This is a genomic window from Bacillus sp. GB_SG_008, assembly GCF_052038115.1.
Taxonomy (GTDB): domain Bacteria; phylum Bacillota; class Bacilli; order Bacillales; family Bacillaceae_G; genus Bacillus_A; species Bacillus_A rhizoplanae.
Genome location: NZ_JBPZSK010000006.1, coordinates 1 through 16,274 on the forward strand (window position 1 = coordinate 1; position 16,274 = coordinate 16,274).

The 16,274-nt window shown below is 34.6% G+C and carries 15 protein-coding genes and 3 pseudogenes; 4 read left to right on the top strand and 14 right to left on the bottom strand.

Translation table 11 applies throughout. From position 1 onward, the window contains the following. Window positions 1–106 precede the first annotated feature (106 nt). Window positions 107–1,243, top strand: coding sequence for a YheC/YheD family endospore coat-associated protein (locus ACTDJC_RS15975; protein WP_440604022.1), 1,137 nt, complete (start codon window positions 107–109; stop codon window positions 1,241–1,243). 398 nt (window positions 1,244–1,641) lie between these two features. Here the strand turns inward: ACTDJC_RS15975 and ACTDJC_RS15980 are convergent. The 13 genes and pseudogenes from ACTDJC_RS15980 to ACTDJC_RS16040 all read right to left on the bottom strand — a co-directional run. Further along, window positions 1,642–2,034: pseudogene (locus ACTDJC_RS15980) on the bottom strand (IS4 family transposase); the annotation flags it as partial. A 432-nt stretch (window positions 2,035–2,466) separates the two neighbouring features. Continuing rightward, a complete protein-coding gene (locus tag ACTDJC_RS15985; RefSeq protein ID WP_440604023.1) occupies window positions 2,467–3,291 on the bottom strand; it encodes a hypothetical protein in 825 nt (274 codons plus the stop codon). Between the two features lie 224 nt (window positions 3,292–3,515). Further along, window positions 3,516–4,340: a DUF2785 domain-containing protein gene (locus ACTDJC_RS15990; RefSeq protein ID WP_098310264.1), complete on the bottom strand. Its 825-nt coding sequence runs from the start codon at window positions 4,338–4,340 to the stop codon at window positions 3,516–3,518. Window positions 4,341–4,924: 584 nt separating this feature from the next. Then, window positions 4,925–5,536: an NAD(P)H:quinone oxidoreductase gene (gene wrbA, locus ACTDJC_RS15995; RefSeq protein ID WP_440604024.1), complete on the bottom strand. Its 612-nt coding sequence runs from the start codon at window positions 5,534–5,536 to the stop codon at window positions 4,925–4,927. A 110-nt stretch (window positions 5,537–5,646) separates the two neighbouring features. Further along, window positions 5,647–6,261: an alpha/beta hydrolase gene (locus tag ACTDJC_RS16000; protein ID WP_440604193.1), complete on the bottom strand. Its 615-nt coding sequence runs from the start codon at window positions 6,259–6,261 to the stop codon at window positions 5,647–5,649. After that, entirely contained in the window at window positions 6,258–7,205 is a 948-nt protein-coding gene (locus ACTDJC_RS16005) for a ring-cleaving dioxygenase (protein ID WP_440604025.1), read from the bottom strand. Before ACTDJC_RS16005 ends, ACTDJC_RS16000 begins: the two co-directional genes overlap by 4 nt. Window positions 7,206–7,242: 37 nt before the next feature. Further along, window positions 7,243–7,458, bottom strand: a pseudogene (locus tag ACTDJC_RS16010) (flavin reductase family protein); the annotation flags it as partial. 5 nt (window positions 7,459–7,463) lie between these two features. Further along, complete coding sequence (locus ACTDJC_RS16015) at window positions 7,464–8,402, bottom strand: ring-cleaving dioxygenase (RefSeq protein ID WP_440604026.1); 939 nt, start codon at window positions 8,400–8,402, stop codon at window positions 7,464–7,466. A gap of 183 nt (window positions 8,403–8,585) precedes the next feature. Beyond that, a pseudogene (locus tag ACTDJC_RS16020) lies at window positions 8,586–8,687 on the bottom strand (MarR family transcriptional regulator); the annotation flags it as partial. Window positions 8,688–9,298: 611 nt separating this feature from the next. After that, window positions 9,299–10,501 (bottom strand): L-lactate MFS transporter, encoded by a 1,203-nt coding sequence (locus ACTDJC_RS16025; protein ID WP_440604027.1) that lies wholly within the window; start codon window positions 10,499–10,501, stop codon window positions 9,299–9,301. 282 nt (window positions 10,502–10,783) lie between these two features. Continuing rightward, window positions 10,784–11,788 carry a serine hydrolase domain-containing protein gene (locus ACTDJC_RS16030; protein WP_440604028.1) on the bottom strand — a complete coding sequence of 335 codons (1,005 nt, stop codon included), beginning with the start codon at window positions 11,786–11,788 and terminating at the stop codon, window positions 10,784–10,786. Window positions 11,789–11,962: 174 nt separating this feature from the next. After that, complete coding sequence (speD, locus tag ACTDJC_RS16035; RefSeq protein WP_440604029.1) at window positions 11,963–12,799, bottom strand: adenosylmethionine decarboxylase; 837 nt, start codon at window positions 12,797–12,799, stop codon at window positions 11,963–11,965. Window positions 12,800–13,027: 228 nt separating this feature from the next. After that, window positions 13,028–13,153 carry a hypothetical protein gene (locus tag ACTDJC_RS16040; RefSeq protein WP_255258154.1) on the bottom strand — a complete coding sequence of 42 codons (126 nt, stop codon included), beginning with the start codon at window positions 13,151–13,153 and terminating at the stop codon, window positions 13,028–13,030. Between the two features lie 200 nt (window positions 13,154–13,353). On the opposite strand from ACTDJC_RS16040, the gene ACTDJC_RS16045 reads away from it, so the two are divergent. Both ACTDJC_RS16045 and ACTDJC_RS16050 read left to right on the top strand, forming a co-directional pair. Then, window positions 13,354–13,506, top strand: coding sequence for a hypothetical protein (locus ACTDJC_RS16045; RefSeq protein WP_176524671.1), 153 nt, complete (start codon window positions 13,354–13,356; stop codon window positions 13,504–13,506). Between the two features lie 5 nt (window positions 13,507–13,511). Further along, a complete protein-coding gene (locus tag ACTDJC_RS16050) occupies window positions 13,512–13,835 on the top strand; it encodes a hypothetical protein (protein ID WP_429710838.1) in 324 nt (107 codons plus the stop codon). A 163-nt stretch (window positions 13,836–13,998) separates the two neighbouring features. On the opposite strand, the gene ACTDJC_RS16055 is transcribed toward ACTDJC_RS16050, so the two are convergent. Continuing rightward, the gene (locus ACTDJC_RS16055) at window positions 13,999–15,468 is read right to left on the bottom strand and encodes a S8 family serine peptidase (protein WP_440604030.1); all 1,470 of its coding nucleotides are present in this window, start codon (window positions 15,466–15,468) and stop codon (window positions 13,999–14,001) included. Window positions 15,469–15,941: 473 nt separating this feature from the next. Here ACTDJC_RS16055 and ACTDJC_RS16060 point away from each other — a divergent pair, with 473 nt between their 5' ends. Continuing rightward, on the top strand, window positions 15,942–16,169 hold the full coding sequence (locus tag ACTDJC_RS16060; RefSeq protein WP_098310269.1) for a hypothetical protein: 228 nt from the start codon (window positions 15,942–15,944) through the stop codon (window positions 16,167–16,169). Window positions 16,170–16,274 lie beyond the last annotated feature (105 nt).

A 16,274-nucleotide genomic window follows, 5' to 3' on the forward strand; every position in this document is an offset into this window, starting at 1 on the left:
ATAAATATGGAAGTGAATGAATATGAGTCAGATAACAACTCCCCCTTTATTGGCGTACATGTTACATGGAGTGTCATAGACTTATTAATATAAGAAGGTGATAAATATGGAAGTGAATGAATATGAGTCAGATAACAACTCCCCCTTTATTGGCGTACATGTTACATGGAGTGTCATAAACTTATTAAAAAAACAAAAAGTAGGCCGCAATAATGACAGACTCCAAAAAATGAATAATATAGCCAAAACAAACCTGTATTTTTTTTCAGAAAGAGATGTGGAATATAACAAAAAAAAAATTAAAGGGGTCTATTATAATATTAAAACAAGCAAGTGGACTGTTGCTGAATTCCCATTTCCTGATGTATATTACAACCGGAGAGGAGAATCCAAAAATGATAAAGATGTACAAAAAGTCAGGGAAACGATCGAAAAAATGAGTATAACAAAAATAAACTCTAATCATTTTTATAATAAATGGTATTCCTGCCAAGAATTATATAAATTTGAAGAAATACGTCCTCATCTGCCTGAAACAATATTGTATAAAAATGAAAGTGATTTAGTTAATATGTTAAAAGATACTTCAAGTCTTTATTTAAAATCATTCAGACAAAATAATGGAAACGGGATAATATGCGTAACCAAAAAAACTAACTGCTATGAATATAAATATTTTATAAAAGGAAGGTTAAAGAAAGGGACTGCAAGTACATTAGAAGAATTGATACAGATCATACATTCATTCTATGCAGGTAATGAGTTTATAGTCCAAAAGTCGATTGACTTATTACAATATAAACACAGCACTTTAGACTTAAGATGTGATGTCCAACGAAACGGAAAGGGTGAATTAGAATGTGTGTCCCATGCGGTCCGTGTCAGTGCAAAAAACTCACATGTTACGAACACAAAGACAAAGTCATCTATTTACCCATTTGAGGAATTCTTTCGTGAAAAATTAGGATTTTCGGATAAAGAAATATGTAGTTTGAAAACTAGATTAGAGAGATTACTTTTCAACATTTTTGAAAAGCTTGAATTGGCCTATGGCAGCTATGGAGAAATGGGCATTGATATTGGGATTGATAAAGAAGGTTCTTTATTTCTTTTTGAATGTAATATTAAGCCAGGAAAGAAGTCATTATGGTCTTGTGATGAACAAACGATTGACCGGGCATTCCTTAATCCATTAGAGTATGCAAAATTCCTATCTTCTAGCCAACTAGAAGGGAACAACTAGAATCACGTTTCGATTTTTTTATGGCGGTCCTGTCCAATCATCACTTTCCCCTAAAGTTTAGCAGCTTAGTAGAAATATTTGAATAATAAACAGGAATGAGGATATATGATATTACTACTAAATGAAGATTTGTACTTAAAGTAAAGGGTTCTTTTGTGGAATAAGGCTCATTGAAATGATCAAACTTTTTTATAAAAAAGTTTATACTCGGCTCATTTTATGTCGAAGTTTGCTTAGCATATATTTTCGTTAAAATGTGGGCGGACCCCCATGCCCATCAAGCTAAGATTATATAAGTTTAATTTCAGGTGAGATTTTTTCTTTTTTCTAAAGATCCAGTGTAAGTTCTTTAAAGATTTGCATACCAAATAAACCTTATCGGGTTTCAATTTTTTGGATTATGCTACATGATTGTGAGAAATAGAAAATTTGTATACTACACCTAAGATATCAAAGACTGTTTTCTTCTCATACCTATGGGATTTTCGCCCATTTCTCTGTAGAAGATTGAACAGACGAAGTAGTATCTTTGATATCTCTTGGGTGTCTTTTTGTAGAGCCTGATAAAGAAGTGGAAAATAATCTTTTATGATATAAATCGCTTTATATTCGCTTAATTTTCGTTTCTTCTTGATGAGGAGTAATTGACGCATTTGAAACATGGTGGATGAACAAAGAAGGATGCTAATTAATTGTCCATATAAATGACATTCTAGTCGTTCTAATTTTACAGAATTACACTGATGAATACGAAAAAATGATTTCCATGTTTTAAAGATAAGTTCAAATTGTGTCAATGAAGTATGAGCTATGTTTTGACTTAACCAAATACATAGGGCCACTAAATCTTGTGCGCGGTATTTACTTTTTCGTTTAACAAATCCTACATTTTTAACTAATTGCTCTAAGGCATCAGGTGACATATATCGTTGTAACTCTTTAGAAAACAATTCTAGTTCATCAAAAATCGATAAGTTCATATCTATTTACATCAACACTTTGTGAAGGTTTATTGCTTGATGATCTTTTCATTTTCTACATGGATATTATTTTGTTTACACTGCTATGCTAAATACACAAAAAAAGAGTCTTAATAATTAAGACGCTTTTTTGATAAACAATTGGTTATTTTTTATCCCAGAAATATATTTACTAAATTGATTAGAGGTCAATGACCTTTTTAGATCCTTTTATCCACTTAATTGAGCAAATACATTTGTTAATCACTTAGACGTAGACTCAAAGTGAGCGGCAATAGATAATGCATCTTGGATAGCGCCGCTTGTTTCTATCCCATATAAAGTATTTCCATTTTGCCAATATACACGGTTTTGTTTCTGTCTCGTATCCACTTCTATAACTGCGTAAGAGTCTGGAGTTGGTAGTGGCTCTTTCTCTAATTGCTTCACTATGGATTTTGCTACAGGTATATTGTCATCTTTATTTGCCGATGGACTTTTTACGAAAATTGCCCAATGATCCTTAACAGCATTCAAATACATCGTTCCTGCTGCCCCATCGGTAAAACCTTTGACTCCATATCCTAAATCTATTCCGCTAGGATCATCATTGCTTGGTATACCTTTATCGTAATCAGGATTTAATGCAAACGTTGAACATAAACTTTTACCCGCTTCTTCCTTTGTCTCATACTGTTGGACAAAAAGTTTTGCAATTTGCTTAGCTTGATTAGAATCCGAAAGTGCAGCGGAATCGACAGGTAATGGGCTATTGCTTTCAAAAAATGTAACAGTGTAATTTTTATCTTGACCTTCTGTGTATGCAGATAAAAACTTGTTTTCATTAGACAGAGGGATTTCTGTTGGTAAGAATATATTCATTTTTGTCTTTGCTGATAAAGCTGTTCGAGTAGCTGCAAATACATCTTTTTGTTTTGATGCATGAGACTCTTGTTGTTTTTCTGTTTGTTTCGATGTATGGGATTCTTGTTGCTTTTCTGTTTGATTCTTAGATGTATTCGTTTCTTTTTGTTCACATGCCCCTAGTAAGAGTAGGGAAATACACATGAATGCTGAAAGTTTTTTCATTTCTTCTACCTCGATTTTATTAATTGTGAGAAAAACTAATTTTATGTACCTAATCATAAAGTATCTTCAAAATAAACATTTAGGGATCTAAGTACACAATTTTACTAGACCATTCCCAATATCTATCCACTTGTGCTCGAATAATCCGATCCAGCAATCCAGTTATGTTTTATATAACACTATGAGAGTAACACTTGCTAACGGAATTCCAACATTTTTCTATATTAAAATTTCTTCAATTCTTTCAAAGTTTCCAACACAGCAATCGTAAACGCAGAGTTTCCCTCTTGTTCCAAACTTCGAAAATACAAGCTTCTTAAAAACGTTCTAATATTTTGTACTAATATATCATTTTGAGGAACTGGGGCTGCTTCAATTATCGTAAAGCTGTAAAGCCAGTTTTTCCATTCTTCTTGTACTAAGATATTTTGGTTCCATAAAGACATTACTGCTGTCACTAATCTCTCATCCTCAAAGTTTATGTACAAGTAATCATGCAGACGAATCTTATGACGAACAGCAGCAAGGATTGCGTGCGAAAATTCGCGATTCCGTATCGTACGGGCTAAAGCGTCTAGGGCATCTGCAGCATGCGCTGTGGAATGCGCCCATCCTTTCCCTTCTACATATCCTCTTACATCTTGTTCAAGGTACACATATTCAAGAACTTGTTCTGCGACGCTATACAGCTGTTCTTCAGATAATAACAGTTCTTTTTCATGAACAGATAAAATAAGTGGTGGAATTAGAATAGAAAATGCACGCTTAAAAACAGAATCTGTTTCCTTTTCACCGATTTTGTAAAATAAATAATCAGGACTTAGTGCCTGCAGCAGCAGTCCGCGTAGCTCTTTTTGTCTAAATACTTCGCCTTTAATCCATCGTTCGAGCGTACTGTAAATCAATTCATCACGCAGCTCAGCATCGGATGATCCGATATAATCAAGCATCCATTGTGCATATGGATATGCATCTACATCTTCCGGGACGGAGTAATTGTTATTTTTGATATGTTGTAGCTCCTGTTTCAATTCGTATTGGTCCATCATAATATTTTCTGTCCTCTCTTAAAATTTTTACATCTTATTTTTTATACTACCTTATATTTCGCTTTATATGCCATACTCTATTTATAATTTCATAGCATTATATAAGAACTGTGCCAATTGTTCGCGTGTAACTGTATCTCCAAACCCAAATTTAATCTATTTGTTTACTAAATCCATAATTGCTGGAAACGCCTAATGAATACTTCATAAAAATGAACTAAAAACGCTCTAAAAATAATAGGACCTGTTTCGCTCCTTCTTTTAATTGGGGTCCTGCCGCATGCCCATCAACCTAAGAAAAGCAAATACCCCAAAACGAGAAAATTGACATCTCTAGGTGAAAATGTACAATTTTTTATTTTGAGAGCTTTATAAAATTCTTAAGTTGATGCAGATGGACCAGGGATCTTAAAAAAAATAAAAATCCTGTTTATCGAAACAAAACAGGATTTCTCATATCAAAAAATATTTGTTTGCTTTTTAAATAGTTATACTACATTTAAAAATATGTTGTATGTTACTTCAACAATTAGAAAATGCTCTTGAATAGTATTATATTAACCTTCCATTTTCTCAATTACTTTTTATTGATTTGCTTTCTTTACCCACTCTGCAACAGTTACTGTACGCTTCGCTTGATGTTTCACTGCTACTTGTACATCTTCAATCATTTTTCCATCTTGACCAACTGTAACACTAGTGCCATATGGGTTTCCACCTGCACCAAATGTTACAGGATCAGTATATCCAGGTGCAGCAACAATCGCTCCCCAATGATACATTGAAGTATATAATGATAAGATTGTTGCTTCTTGGCCTCCATGAGGGTTTTGTGCAGAAGTCATTGCACTCACAACTTTATTTACAAGTTTTCCATTGAACCATAATCCACCTGTTGTATCTAAAAATTGCTTCATTTGTGCAGGCATATTTCCAAAACGAGTTGGTACACTGAAAATAATGGCATCTGCCCACTCTAAATCATTTAACGTTACCTCAGGTACATCCTGTGTTGCTTCAATATGTGCTTTCCAAGCTGAATTTCCTTCTATTACAGATTCCGGAGCTAATTCTGGTACTTTTAATACCTTTACTTCTGCACCAACTTCTTTTGCACCTTCCTCAGCCCATTTTGCTAGTTGATAGTTTGTTCCACCCATGCTGTAATAAATCACTGCTAATTTTACATTTTCCATTGTTCTCTTCTCCTTTATTGATAAATTTCCAAACAACTTGGATAAAATCCCCACTTCATTACACCTACCTATTTTTTCAATTTATAATCCATATCATAAAATCTTTTTTATCACGCATTTAGAAAAGTACGATACCACTGAGCTGCTGCTTCTACTTCACTCACAGTCAGTTGATGCCCTCTATTTTCCCAATGTATTGTTACATTTGCATTTGCTTTTTCTAATAATGTTTGTAATTCCTCAGATTCCATAGATGAACAAATTGGATCATTGCTTCCAGCTGCAATAAACACAGATTTACCAGATAAATTAGGAAGCTCCATTCCTCTTCTTGGTACCATAGGATGATGAAGAATGGCACTCTTTAATGCATTTTGATAATGGAATAATAAACTTGCTGCTATATTTGCTCCGTTTGAATAACCAATGGCTACTATATTTTCTCTATCAAAACCATATGTTACTGCTGCTTCATCAAGAAATTCATTTAATTCTTTTGTGCGAAAAATAAGATCCTCTTCATCAAAAACGCCCTCTGCCAATCTTCGGAAAAAACGAGGCATTCCATTCTCTAATACATTTCCACGAACGCTTAATATAGATGCTTCATCATCAATTCTGCCCGCAAGCGGTAATAAATCTAGTTCATTCCCACCTGTACCATGAAGTAGTAATAATATTGGTTTCGATAAATCCTTCCCTTTATGAAAAATATGTTTCATTATTTATCCCCTTCCAAAACTCTAACCTCAATAGGAGGTAAGATTTCTTCTAATTCTTCTCTTTTTGGCTCTAACCAGGATGGTAACATAAGCTTTTCGCCCAGTTCTTTTATGGGTTCATCCACTGCAAAGCCTGGTGGATCTGTCGCTATTTCAAATAAAATGCCACCTGCTTCATGAAAATATAGAGCCTTGAAATAATTTCGATCCAGAATTTCAGTCGGGTAATATCCTTTTTCTTGAAGCATAGACCACCACTCTTGATGCTCTTCTTCATCCTTTGCTCGCCATGCAATATGATGAACAGTTCCCGCTCCCATTAAACCTCGGATTGAAGCCGTTAATTTAATATCAATTATATTTCCAACCTCTGCTTCTGATTGAAACCTCAAAAATTCATCCTCTTGTCCGATGCATTCTAATCCAAATACCTCTTCAAGCAATTGGGCTGTTTTATTCGGCTGTGTAGAATATAAAGTAGCACCACTAAACCCTTTAATCGCGTTTTCTACACCAATCCCTCCAAAGCTCCACGTATTTTGTGGACCCCCTTCTCGCTCAACTAATTCAATTTGGAGACCATCTGGATCTTGAAATTGTAAATACGTTTCTCCAAAGCGAACTGATGAAATAAATTCAATATTAAATTCTCGCAAACGGCTCTCCCAAAATGGCATGGATCCATATGGTATCATATAACCGGTTACTCCAACCTGCCCTGTTCCAATGCGTCCCTTTAACTGCTTAGGCCATGGAAAGAAAGTAATGACCGTTCCAGGTTCACCGGATCCATTTCCAAAATACAGGTGATACACTTCTGGACGATCAAAATTGATTGTCTTTTTTACGAGCCTTAATCCTAGCACACCTGCATAAAAATCAATTGTCCGCTGCGCATCATTTACCATTGCAGAAATATGATGAATGCCTGCTATTTTGTTTGACATATTCCTCTCTCCACTTCATTTATAGGCTCCACTTAATTTATTTCGGTCTTTCAATGGAAAACATCTCACCTATTTTCGCATAATTATGACCTGCCAATCGGCTCACTGCTCCCAATCCTTTCGGGTCGATTCTTCCCTTTTCATAAATCTCATTATCAATATGAAACTGAACCACTTTTCCTATAATCAAATCACATCCAGGAGAATCAGAACCTCCTAATTCTAAGGAGTGCTCTAGTACACACTCCATTCTTGAAATTAGTCTAACTCTTTTACTTCAAATGGTAGTAATACTTGCTCAATCTGTTTTCTATTTGACTCATATTGTTCAGGTAACATTAATTTCTCACCCATAGTTTCTTTTGATTCATCATGTGCGAATCCTGGAGGATCAGTTGCAATTTCAAACAAGATTTCTCCATGCTCTCTAAAGTAAATCGCGTTAAAATAGTTTCTATCTCGTACAGGTGTTACATCATATCCATAGCGTGAAACATGCTCTCTCCAATTCAATTGATCTTGATCATCACTAGCTCTCCATGCAATATGGTGAACTGTACCAACTCCCATTTGTCCACGTCCAATAGAAGTTAATTTTAGATCAATGATATTTCCAATCTCAGCTGAGGAACGGAAGCGAACAAAATCTCCTTCTTCTCCAATTCGTTCTAACCCCATTACATGTTCTAATAACTCTGCAGTTTTGCTAGGTTGAGCGGATAGAAGAGTTGCTCCACCAAATCCCTTAATCGCAACTTCTGGTTTTACGTCTCCAAAAGTCCAATTATTTACTTCTCCTTCTTCTCTTTCAACAATCTCTAAATGCAAGCCGTGAGGATCGTCAAATTCTAAATACCGTTCTCCAAAACGCTCCATTTTTGTATATGGAATATTGAACTTTTCCAATCTCTTTTCCCAAAACTCCATAGCACCTTTCGGAACAACATAAGAAGTTACTCCTACTTGACCATCTCCAATGATTCCCTGACGAGCACCTGCCCACGGGAAGAAAGTAATAATTGTTCCTGGTTTTCCTCCTTCATCACCAAAGTAAAGGTGATACGTTCCTGGATCATCAAAGTTTACCGTTTGTTTGACTAAACGTAACCCTAAAACCCCTGCATAAAAATCTACATTCTCTTGTGGATGACCTACGATTGCTGTAATATGGTGAATTCCCATCGTTTTCTTATTCATCTTGTGTACTCCTTTTTATTTTCTTATTTAAAACTATTTTTCTTAATCACTGTACATTAACGATTGTCTTATTCCTTTTGTATTAACCTACACTTAATCTTATTCACATGATGTAGTTACATTCACATCATGTGGATTTATCTCAAATTAAATTATCTCGAATTCGAGATATCGGTCCAAAATTTATAGCTTTTGGGCATAGTATCCTAATTTCTTTAATTGTTCAATCATCATTCTTTTTTCCACAGAATTCAATCCACCAAATATTTGTTGGATTGCCTCTTTTATATACTAAATATAATTTTGATAATCATCACCAAGTGGGGGGTGAGAAAGCAAGAGGCAATCACTGTTAAATTGTTCAGTAGTTTTAAGATTATTTAAACATAAAAAAATCCCCAAATCCTTTACCGGATGGGCCATTAAATAACTTTGTTACTATATATACATTTTTAATTGAACCTTATAAAAAATTTTACTCCAAAACAGAATTATGATTACTTTATATAAAAGTTTAACTCAAGATCAACCGATTTTTGATGTAATAAACACCATTTAGCCATACCGATTATTCAACACTCGCCCCGACACGCCATATAATTTCTACACGTTATATTTGTAATTCCTATATCATCTAACATTAGCCAAGAAGTTTATTTTTGCGTATATCAACGCGAATCAGGTCCTAGCTTAGATTTTTATGTAGAAAAAAAGGGTGGTAAAGTATTAAGATCTAGAGAGTATGTGAATTCACATTAATCAAATTTAAAAATCATATATATATTTATAAGTATGAATGAAGAAGAGGGATTTTCTAATGAAAAGAAAATCCCTTTTCTTTTGTCCTTAAACCTTGAATGAGTCTCTTTTTAGAATGTAATAAAAATGAAACATACTCACGCTGTTTCGCGATAAATTTTTTGTTGTTCCTTTTGCTGATTAGGTGGTCGAATCAAAATAGAGATGATAAATGACACAATACACAATGCGCCAATTACCATAAAAGTTGGCTTAAATCCACCTAGAATTACACCAATAAAGGAACCTGCGAGTGCTCCGAAGCCAAAACCTTGATACACGATACCGTAGTTTTTACTATGATTTTTTAGACCAAAGAAATCACCAACAATGGCTGGAAAAATAGTGATATTTCCACCGAAGCAAAAAGCAACGCTTGCTACACAGGCGAAATAGATACCGTAATTTAAGTTCACAAAACTGAGAACAAAAACAGACATACCTATAACGACAAAAGTTGCCGAAACAATTTTTAAACGGCCGATTTTATCTGATAACGGCCCCAGAATAATTCGACCAACCGTATTAAAGATAGCGACCATAGCGACAGCATTAGCTGCTGTTGCCGCGCTAAGCCCTACGAGTTGAACACCAATATCCTTTACCATGCCAATTAAATATAAGCCACTCATACATGATGTAAATAGCATGATAAATAGCAAATAAACTTGTTTTGTACCTAGCATTTCTCTTGTTGTGTAATCATGACTCACTGTTTCATGAACTGTATCCTGTTCAGGGGCTTTATGTATAAGACATGCACCTATAACTACCAAAATTGCAACAATTAGGCCCCAATAGAAAAATGCTTGTGATACGCCAACGGAATCAATTAGGTTTCCATTAATGTATTTAAAAATTAAGCTACCTGTGCCGTATGAAGAGACGGAAATACCAGAAATTAAACCTTTACGCTCTGGAAACCACTTTATTAAATTGGATAGTGAAGTGATATAGGCTGTACCATCTGCGTAACCTACAATAACACCAGCTAGTACATAAAGCATTAGTAGTGAGGAAACCTGTGAACTAAGCACCAAGCCAATTCCTAGGGCTAATCCGGCTATAATAATGAGTTTGCGAATTCCCCATTTCTCTTGTAATTTACTCGCAAACAAAGTTGAAAATGATAAAGAAAAGCTAGTGATTGAGAAGGTTATAGCAACAGCGTTAAGATTCCAGCCAAATTTATTCACTAAAGGTTGATTGAATAAGCTCCATGTATAAATCGTTCCAAGGCCTATTTGTACAATGATTGTACCGAAGACAACAAGCCATGGATTAACAGATGAATGTTTCATATCATCCTTCCCTCTCTTTTCTTACTTCAATTCTTTTCAATAATTGTCTAACGATGTTTATTATAACCACAATGCTGCGCGAGATACGGATATTGAAATTAAAATAAAAATTAATACGGAGTAATACCTTTCATATAAAAATGACTTTATTGTTCTTTAGCAGCAAAAAGACACTTACCAATGAAGTGTCTTTTTGCTGATTAGGTATATACGATTTTATTGCAGTAAGGCCGTGTTAAGGATACTTTTTACTTATCGTAACAGTTTGTATGAACAAAAGGTTTAGTGAGCAAATGTATCGGTCACTAAATTGCTAAAGTCTCTTAAATATTGAAGATAGTTGCTTCCTCCATAGTTATATCTTTTGTTATACATTTTTGCGACAACGACATTATATTCAGGAATAACTAAAATTGTTGGTCCTGTCACACCTAATATTTGATAAGATCCTTTTGGAACTCTTTCACCGATTTCACTTTGTAATGCTGGTGTATTCTGAACAAACCAAAATAATCCGTTCTGCGGTAAATCTTTATTTTTATAATCAGGACTTTGTATTTGTGTTGCTAATTCAATGACTTCTTTCGGTACGATTTGTTTTCCATTCATATACCCTTTATTTAAGTGAAGATTTCCCCAATAAGCGAATTCCCTAGCGGAGACAAAAAGATTTGTTTCTGTTCCATCATCTGATACCCCTATCTTACATACAGCTTCTTCATTTGGATTTATTACTACTTTTACTAAATCTTCATGATCTGTTGTTTGCCAAGCTGTTCCCTTAAAATCTGCAGGTATGAAGACTCGTTCTCTCAGCAATTTTGGAAAACTTTTATTGTATAATTTGCAGATTAGATGTGTCATCATTTCGATGTTAACGCCTCTATAAGCCCATTCCTCTCCTGGTTGAAACTCTCGATAAATGATTCCATTGTCACTCATATGTAAACCGTGAGAATGTGTTACTAAATGTCTTAAAGTTGTCTTACCGAGTAAAGTTTTATCATATTCTTCGAAGTAATCTATAGCATAATCATCTAAACTCCTAATTTTCTCCTCATAAATTGCATAGGCAATCGCAAGTCCTAAATAACTCTTTCTTGCAGAAGCAACATTAAACTGTGAAGTCGCTGTAATAGGAGGGCTATTTTTTGTATTAGAATGGGTTCCGCTATAATGCTCCAATACAACTTTATTGTCTTTCATAATAAAAAGTGCTGCTGCGGAGCTATGGTTTCGTTCTTTTATATGTTCTACCCATGAAATTAATTGCTCGCATTTTTTCATTTTTTATCCCTTTCTTTATTGGATCTATACCAAATTTCAATTTCGACAAAAAATGAAGAACACCTTTCTTTAATACTTCGAGTACTGACCATAAGAGCGAAAAGCCTTTTTCATAACTAAAAGCAAAAAAGCAGGGGATTGTTTCCCTGCTTTTTAACTGCCACTTTGGATGTCTCATTCATTTGAACTCTCTTCAATTGAGCCGTGATTCATATTTTTTCCATAAAATATTTCATCCATTTCCACTTTTAATTTCTTTGTAATTTCCTTTTGTTCGTTTATAGATAATGTTTCCTGTGTATATCCAAACAAATAGTTGTTTAGGTCAAATTCTTTTAGTTTGCATTTCGTATGAAAAATATGCTCTTGATATACGTTAACATCAATCATATCATATAAATTTTTTACATTCTCTGGGATGTAATTTTGGATTGAGCTTATTTCGTGGTCAATAAATAATTTATTACCTGTTATATCTCTTGTGAATCCCCGCACTCGGTAATCAATTGTCATAATATCCGTATCAAATGAGTGAATAAGGTAATTTAATGCTTTAAGTGGTGAAATTTCTCCGCATGTAGACACATCGATATCGGCCCTAAACGTACTAATCCCCTCATTGGGATGATATTCAGGATACGTATGAACCGTGATGTGGCTCTTATCTAACTGCATGACGACCGATCCGGGAAGAGGTCCGGGTGATTCGTTAAATGATTCAGTTGGAACTTCCACAATTGGGCCTTCTGAAACTAGAATTGTTACACTTGCTCCTTGTGGAACATAGTCTTGTTTGGCTACATTTAATACGTGTGCACCTATAATGTCAGATACGTTTTTTAAAATCTTTGTTAATCTATCTGCATTATATTGTTCATCTATGTATTCTATATAGGCTTCTCTTTCTTCTCTTGTTTTTGTATAGCAAATATCATACATATTAAAGCTTAATGATTTAGTAAGATTATTAAATCCATGCAATTGAATACGCTGTTCTGGTGTTAGTTTCATGGTGAAATTCCCCTCTTTCTTTTATATTCAATAATGATTTACACATCCTTCATGAAATATGGTTTGTGTATTCTTTTTCTTTATGTATTTAATTGTTTTTATTTTTTACCAAAATACGGTAAATGAAATTTGTTCTATTTTATAAGAAGTATGACTGAATTTTTGTTATATGAAAAAGCTTGGATCTGATTAAATCCAAGCTTTTTTCATATCTAATAGTTCAAACCATTACTTATTTAAATCTTTTTTCGTCACTTCGCTTCTAATATTTACATCTTTGGAGAATTCAGTATCGTTTTTTAAGTTGTTAGGATATTTGTTTTTGCGTTCTCGATTATCATTTCGGTTCGTCATAAATGATCCTCCTTTTTTAAGTTTGTACCTATTTTGTACGAAAGGAACAATTTGATACAGATAAAATTGTTCCTTTCTTTCTAAGTAAATTCACTATGAATTGATGAGATGTACAACTCTTGTTTCCACTTTTTGTGAACTTTCTTTTAGGCAAAATATATACTTGTTAGCACATACTATTCGTATTGGAGGTGACAATCATGGGACACAATCAAGACCCGTTCACAACAAAGAAACGTAATGCCAATGGACAATACGATAAGGAAGCACACAGCATCGACAGCCATGGGAATTATGTACCTAACACCCCAACAAATGATGCGATACTTCGTGCTGAAAGACCCAAAAAATGACTACCATGAGGGAAGAGATATTAGAATTAGTACCAGAGACGGTAAAGAAGTTGCTCCAAAAAGAAATTCAACCTGGAAAAAGAAGTGTCATTGATTTGGTTGTTGATGATGCAAATACTTATGAATTTGAGCCAAAGCAAGTAATCCCTTGCATTATGGCGGCTTATTATGTTTACGAATCCACAGCCTATCCTGATGAAATGGATGAGGAGTGGAAACTGAGCTTAGTTTTTCATGCAGCTAATCGTTCGGCGATGAAGCTTTTATCTTACGGTAAGTATAATGCGGAACGATCTGAGAGTGGTTGGATGAGGTATACAAATTTATAAAGTTTTATTTAAAATTCGCTAATTAAACCACATTAATAAGTTTGTTTTCACGTAAAAAAGTCCGATTTTAACCGTATTAAGGTTATATCGGACTTATAATAAATGTAATGTTTGAAGGAATAGAATCATTTGAGAAGTGTATCAGTATCCTAAACTTTCTAGATTATTTTTTTATATTTGATAACGCATTATAAATATTTGCCTCACCAGCTCCAAATAAAGCATCTTGTCCTGGTTTACCGTAATCTTTTGCTGTTTGCTTGATTAAGTTTGCGACTTGTGCAGGAGAGTATGTTGGATGAGCTGCTTTAATAACTCCTGCAATTCCCGCTACTTTTGGCGAAGCCATTGATGTTCCGTGAAGTAAAGCATAGTTATGCAGATTTGAAGTAAAATATGGCTCTAAATATGTTGGCCATGTACTTAATGCACGATAATGGAAATCACGTTTCATTAAATCTCCTGTCTCAGCATATGTAGGACCATTATCACCGCCTGGTGCTGCTACATCAATAAAGCTGTTTCCATAGTTAGAGTAGAATGCAATTTTATCAGTTGACCATTGATTAGAAGAAGATACAGTGATTACACCCGGAATTTGACCAGGAGTTTCAACGGATGGACCTTTAAAAATAAGGTCAGCTGATCCGTACTCCTTATTTAAGTAATCAGTTACCATCTTTTTATCATTCATATTCAATGACTCATTTCCACCGGCAGCTACGACTGTTACATTTTTTTGTACAGCGTACTCAATTGCACGTTTCCAAAGAAGAACATCGGCAATATCGTTATATCTTTGTCCTTTAGAATAGTATTTCAAGCTATCAAATCCACCGATAGACATATTAATAACGTCTACTTTATCATTTGCAGCAGCAACAATAGCGTCTACAATCCAAGCTGTTGGTGCACTGCCCGATTCAGGGAAAACACGATATGAACGAATTTTAAGATCTGGTCCAACCCCTTTTAGTTTACCGTTCGCTGCAATTGATCCCGCTACATGAGTTCCGTGTCCCCCGCGATCCTTTACATCAGCAGAATCGCCTGTTTCAGTTTCGTCTTCGCCAGCTGGTACAAAGTTCTGGCCGCCGGTATAGTTTTTTATTAAATCAGGATGATTCGCGTCAATACCGCTGTCAATTACACCAACTGTTGCTCCTTTTCCAGTTCCACCATTAATCTTATAGGATGCGCCGTCTTTCGTTATATTTTTTATATCCCATTGATAGTCCCAATAGCTATCTATATTTTCTGGCTGCGGGATATCGGTTACGGGCATTCCGTCCGCTGCTGCTGGACTTATTTCTTCTTTATCTAAAGCATGGACAATCTCTTGATTCGCAGCTTGGATAGAAGAAACCCCTTTCAAATTATCTAAAAAGGAAGCATTGCTCGACTTTACTTCTAAAGCACCGATGGCAGGAACGGCGCGGATAACTTGTCCACCTGCATTCGAAATAATAGATTGATAATTGCTTGGTAAATCTTTCTTAAAGGCAATCAAGTAATTTTTTTCCGTTTGAGCTGAGTTGTTTGTTGTTTTTGTTTGTGCTAACACAGTGTTTCCTGCGAGAGCACTGAATGTTAAAGCTGTGGCTAGTGTTACAGAGGCTAATTTAAAATTCATTACAATTCCCCCTAAAAAATTAGTAATGTATGGATAAGATTTTATTCCACATAAGAGATGATAAAACCTCCAATAAATTACCTATGTTAAGATGATTTTTTCGCCGATCTTTATCCTTATGAACTAAGTAGCTTCTTAACAGCAAACCATCTAAGAAGCATTGTTATTGTTCTTCATTTTAAGGAGATAGCCTATATAGTGTTTTTTTACTCTAGATTATTTCCCCAATCATTTCCTTACTACGTACATTATTTTTGATAAATAGATAACATGTCCAATCAAGAGGGTATACATTTAAATAGAATGGTATGAGAACTACCTTCAAAGATGTAATTAAAAAGATAGCCAACATATCGTGAACTTTTCTATTCATTCTTGTTCTTATAAACGCTACTTTATGTGTCTATCTACATAGGAATTATGGGTTATTTGGAAAGGAGAGGTCTACAATAGCTTATTCATTCGAACAATGCATGAATATATGCTTAGAAATTTTAATTGCTCCAGAGACAGAAATAGAGCTTTCTATAAGTGACTACGACACATGTACACCAGGGGTTTCAATTGATGGTAACGTAATCATCATTACGTTACCGTTAGTTGCATGTGTAGAAATTACAATTAACGACGATTTTAGCATTTCAGTTGAACTCATTGGTTCATTAGTCTTTCTTTCTCTTCCGCCTGATAATCAGGAATAACACCAAAAAGCTGTCATCTAATATGATTATTGGAGGACAGCCACATCACGATCAGGCTAAGATTATGTAAGGAAAGTTTAACGAGTTTCACTTTTTTCAATTAAG

What these genes read in the sequence shown, in the direction of transcription:
- ACTDJC_RS15975 (WP_440604022.1), top strand. Translation starts at nt 107, where the DNA reads ATGGAAGTGAATGAATATGAGTCAGATAACAACTCCCCCTTTATTGGC.
- wrbA (WP_440604024.1), bottom strand. Translation starts at nt 5,536, where the DNA reads ATGGAAAATGTAAAATTAGCAGTGATTTATTACAGCATGGGTGGAACA.
- ACTDJC_RS16060 (WP_098310269.1), top strand. Translation starts at nt 15,942, where the DNA reads ATGAATATATGCTTAGAAATTTTAATTGCTCCAGAGACAGAAATAGAG.
- ACTDJC_RS16040 (WP_255258154.1), bottom strand. Translation starts at nt 13,153, where the DNA reads ATGACGAACCGAAATGATAATCGAGAACGCAAAAACAAATATCCTAAC.
- ACTDJC_RS15990 (WP_098310264.1), bottom strand. Translation starts at nt 4,340, where the DNA reads ATGATGGACCAATACGAATTGAAACAGGAGCTACAACATATCAAAAAT.
- ACTDJC_RS16030 (WP_440604028.1), bottom strand. Translation starts at nt 11,788, where the DNA reads ATGAAAAAATGCGAGCAATTAATTTCATGGGTAGAACATATAAAAGAA.
- ACTDJC_RS16050 (WP_429710838.1), top strand. Translation starts at nt 13,512, where the DNA reads ATGAGGGAAGAGATATTAGAATTAGTACCAGAGACGGTAAAGAAGTTG.
- ACTDJC_RS16045 (WP_176524671.1), top strand. Translation starts at nt 13,354, where the DNA reads ATGGGACACAATCAAGACCCGTTCACAACAAAGAAACGTAATGCCAAT.
- ACTDJC_RS15985 (WP_440604023.1), bottom strand. Translation starts at nt 3,291, where the DNA reads ATGAAAAAACTTTCAGCATTCATGTGTATTTCCCTACTCTTACTAGGG.
- ACTDJC_RS16015 (WP_440604026.1), bottom strand. Translation starts at nt 8,402, where the DNA reads ATGAATAAGAAAACGATGGGAATTCACCATATTACAGCAATCGTAGGT.
- speD (WP_440604029.1), bottom strand. Translation starts at nt 12,799, where the DNA reads ATGAAACTAACACCAGAACAGCGTATTCAATTGCATGGATTTAATAAT.
- ACTDJC_RS16055 (WP_440604030.1), bottom strand. Translation starts at nt 15,468, where the DNA reads ATGAATTTTAAATTAGCCTCTGTAACACTAGCCACAGCTTTAACATTC.
- ACTDJC_RS16025 (WP_440604027.1), bottom strand. Translation starts at nt 10,501, where the DNA reads ATGAAACATTCATCTGTTAATCCATGGCTTGTTGTCTTCGGTACAATC.
- ACTDJC_RS16005 (WP_440604025.1), bottom strand. Translation starts at nt 7,205, where the DNA reads ATGTCAAACAAAATAGCAGGCATTCATCATATTTCTGCAATGGTAAAT.